The following is a 2,536-nucleotide window of genomic DNA, read 5'->3' as shown; positions in this document are numbered from 1 at the left end:
TGAATATTCCTGTGCGATGAAATCGCACTTCCGGAAATCTGGGAATCAGATGTCCGGAAAGTGGAAATCATCTTATGCGAGTTTACTCGCGCAATGTTTTGTCTAAGCCATATACCTCGCGCATTGAGATGTCATGTTCGGCATCAATGCTGGTGATGTTGATGCGATAGCTGTCATGAGCGATGCGGTCGATGATTGCATCTGCCAAAGGACTATCATCACCACCAAGTTGGTCATACCACTCCTCGAATGCATACTGGGAGCAGAAAATCGTGGATGATTTCTTGCGTCTCCGGTGGAGTAATTCGAAGATATCCCTTTGTTCTGAATCCGTTGGTTTCAAAAGAAGCCATTCATCCAGAATCAGGACAACAGGATTAGCATACTTAGCCATGACTTTTTTGTAGTTGCCATCTGTTCGTGCCAGCTCCAAGTCTATAAGCAGATCAGGTAGGCGAATATATTTGGTGTTGTAATACCGCTTGCATGCCTCCATGCCAAAGGCACAGGCCATGTAAGTCTTACCACAGCCTGTAGCGCCGGTAATAAAAAGGTTCCGGTGTTCAGATATATACTCGCAGGTAGCAAGTCTGTGGATCAGCTCCTTGTTCAGCCTGCGTCCGGAAGTGTAGTTGATATCTATGATACTTGCTTCCGGCTGGTCGAATCCGGCATTCTTGATCAGCCTTTTCAGACGGTTGTTTTTGCGGCTGCTGTATTCGATATCTACCAGCATACCGAACTGATCCTCAAAAGGAATCTCCTTAAGCTTTGGATCATCAAGCTGGTTGCGAAATGCATCTGCCATAGCAGTCAGGCGCATTTCGATTAATTTATCTATAGTACTCTGATTTGTCATATGTGTTTACCTCCGATAGTAATCGGCACCTCTTGTAATGCCGTGTGCTTTATGTGTGGTCTTGGATTCAGTTGTTTCTGATTCCGGCTTTACAGAACCTGTTACAAGGATGTTTTTAATACTCTTGTAACTGGGTGATGCTGTATAGGATAACGCCTTTTTACAGGCAGCTTCAAGCAATGCATCCGAGTATTTCTCGGCAAGCTTTAGAAGTCCCATACAGCTCCGATAGGTCTGTTGTTCCACACCTTTGGAGGTTAATATCGCATTAACTGCAGTGTACGTATTTATACCAATCCGCTCAGCCCACTTACGGAAGCGATCACCGTTCCACTCCAGATATTTCTGGTGGTCTTCAGGCATATGCTCTGTGATTGTGCTGTATTGTCCAGAGCGTCCTTTCAGACGCCGATGGGAAGCAATGCGGTTATGGTTGTAGAAAATTTCAATAGTGGTATCTGTTACCTTCACATCAACTTTCTTTTTGATGTATTCATACGGAACGGAGTATAGCATTCCGTCCACAGATATGTGATAATTGAACTGGACAGTGGCTGTTTTCCAGTCACTCAGTTCAAAACGGGTAGCAGGTAATGGTGCCAGCAATGGTTTTTCTTCCCCAAGAAATAAGCTTCGCCGACTACCCTCTTTTTTCTGAAAGAGCCTTTGGTTGAACAGTTCCAGCTTATCTCTGATTGCCCGGTTTAATTCGGCAAGGGAGAAGAACTGTTCATTCCGAAGTGCTGCTGTGATCCAGGTAGATATGTTTCCTACCGTTCCTTCAGCATTCGGCTTGTCCTTGGGTGCCCTGACACGCGCCGGAATAATAGCGGTGCCATAGTGTTCGGCCATTTCCTGATAGGTTTCATTAATCTGCTGGTCTTTAAATCCACCATTGTGAACAACTGCGGTTTTGCAGTTATCCGGTACGAGGATTCTGGCGACACCGCCAAAATATTCGTACATATGGACATGAGCATTAATCCATGATTTCTGCTTCATATCCAGAAATGCTTCCACATATGCATACTGACTGTAGGTCATTACGCCAACAAATATGTAAGCTTTGATAATTTCACCGGTATCGGGGTCGATGATTGTTGCAGGATCTCCTGCCCAGTCTACTTCAACCTGTTCGCCGGGTTTGCGGTTGATATGCATGGTAGCACGTCGTTTCTGCTCATCCTGCTGGATGTGATAGCAGAACTGGGAATACATGAGCGGTTCCTCGCCGTTAGTACGGCAGTCCTCCATGTATTCTGTCCAAAGAAGCTTTTTGCTGACTCCATTGCGGAGCAGCTCCTTGTGGATGTAAGCGTAGTCAGGCATACGCTTGTTAGTTGATACCTTGTTCTCTTTGGAGAACATGAGCCTTTGAAGCTCTGTGTCAGTCATTGATTCATCAAGGGGCCATGAAAGTTTTAATTCTCTGGCACGTTTCTGAACCTTGACGACAGTTTTCTGTGCAACACCACAGCTTGCCATGATATCGCGTTGTGAGAATCCCAGGCCGGTAAGGCGAATGATTTCTCTGTACTTGGTCATAAGCGTGACCTCCTTATAATGAATTTACACCAACTGGTGCATAACCTCATTATAAGGTTTATATAGATAACGCGATTTCCTTTTTAACGGAAATGCGATTTCCAACAAAACGGATTAGTGATTTCCATGCGC

At 45.0% G+C, this 2,536-nt stretch carries 2 protein-coding genes; both read right to left on the bottom strand.

Translation table 11 applies throughout. The annotated features are described in order from the left end of the window. Nucleotides 1-82: 82 nt before the first annotated feature. Nucleotides 83-859 carry an IS21-like element helper ATPase IstB gene (istB, locus tag ACTNC6_RS16050; RefSeq protein WP_441044637.1) on the bottom strand — a complete coding sequence of 259 codons (777 nt, stop codon included), beginning with the start codon at nt 857-859 and terminating at the stop codon, nt 83-85. Between the two features lie 6 nt (nt 860-865). Next, nucleotides 866-2,404, bottom strand: a complete 1,539-nt coding sequence (istA, locus tag ACTNC6_RS16045) for an IS21 family transposase (RefSeq protein ID WP_441044636.1) — start codon at nt 2,402-2,404, stop codon at nt 866-868. Between the last annotated feature and the right edge of the window lie 132 nt (nt 2,405-2,536).

The sequence above is a fragment of the Blautia sp. HCP3S3_C4 genome, assembly GCF_052064095.1.
Taxonomy (GTDB): Bacteria; Bacillota; Clostridia; order Lachnospirales; family Lachnospiraceae; genus Blautia_A.
Note: the sequence above shows the minus strand (reverse complement) of the source record. Positions and strands in the feature narration are given on the sequence as shown.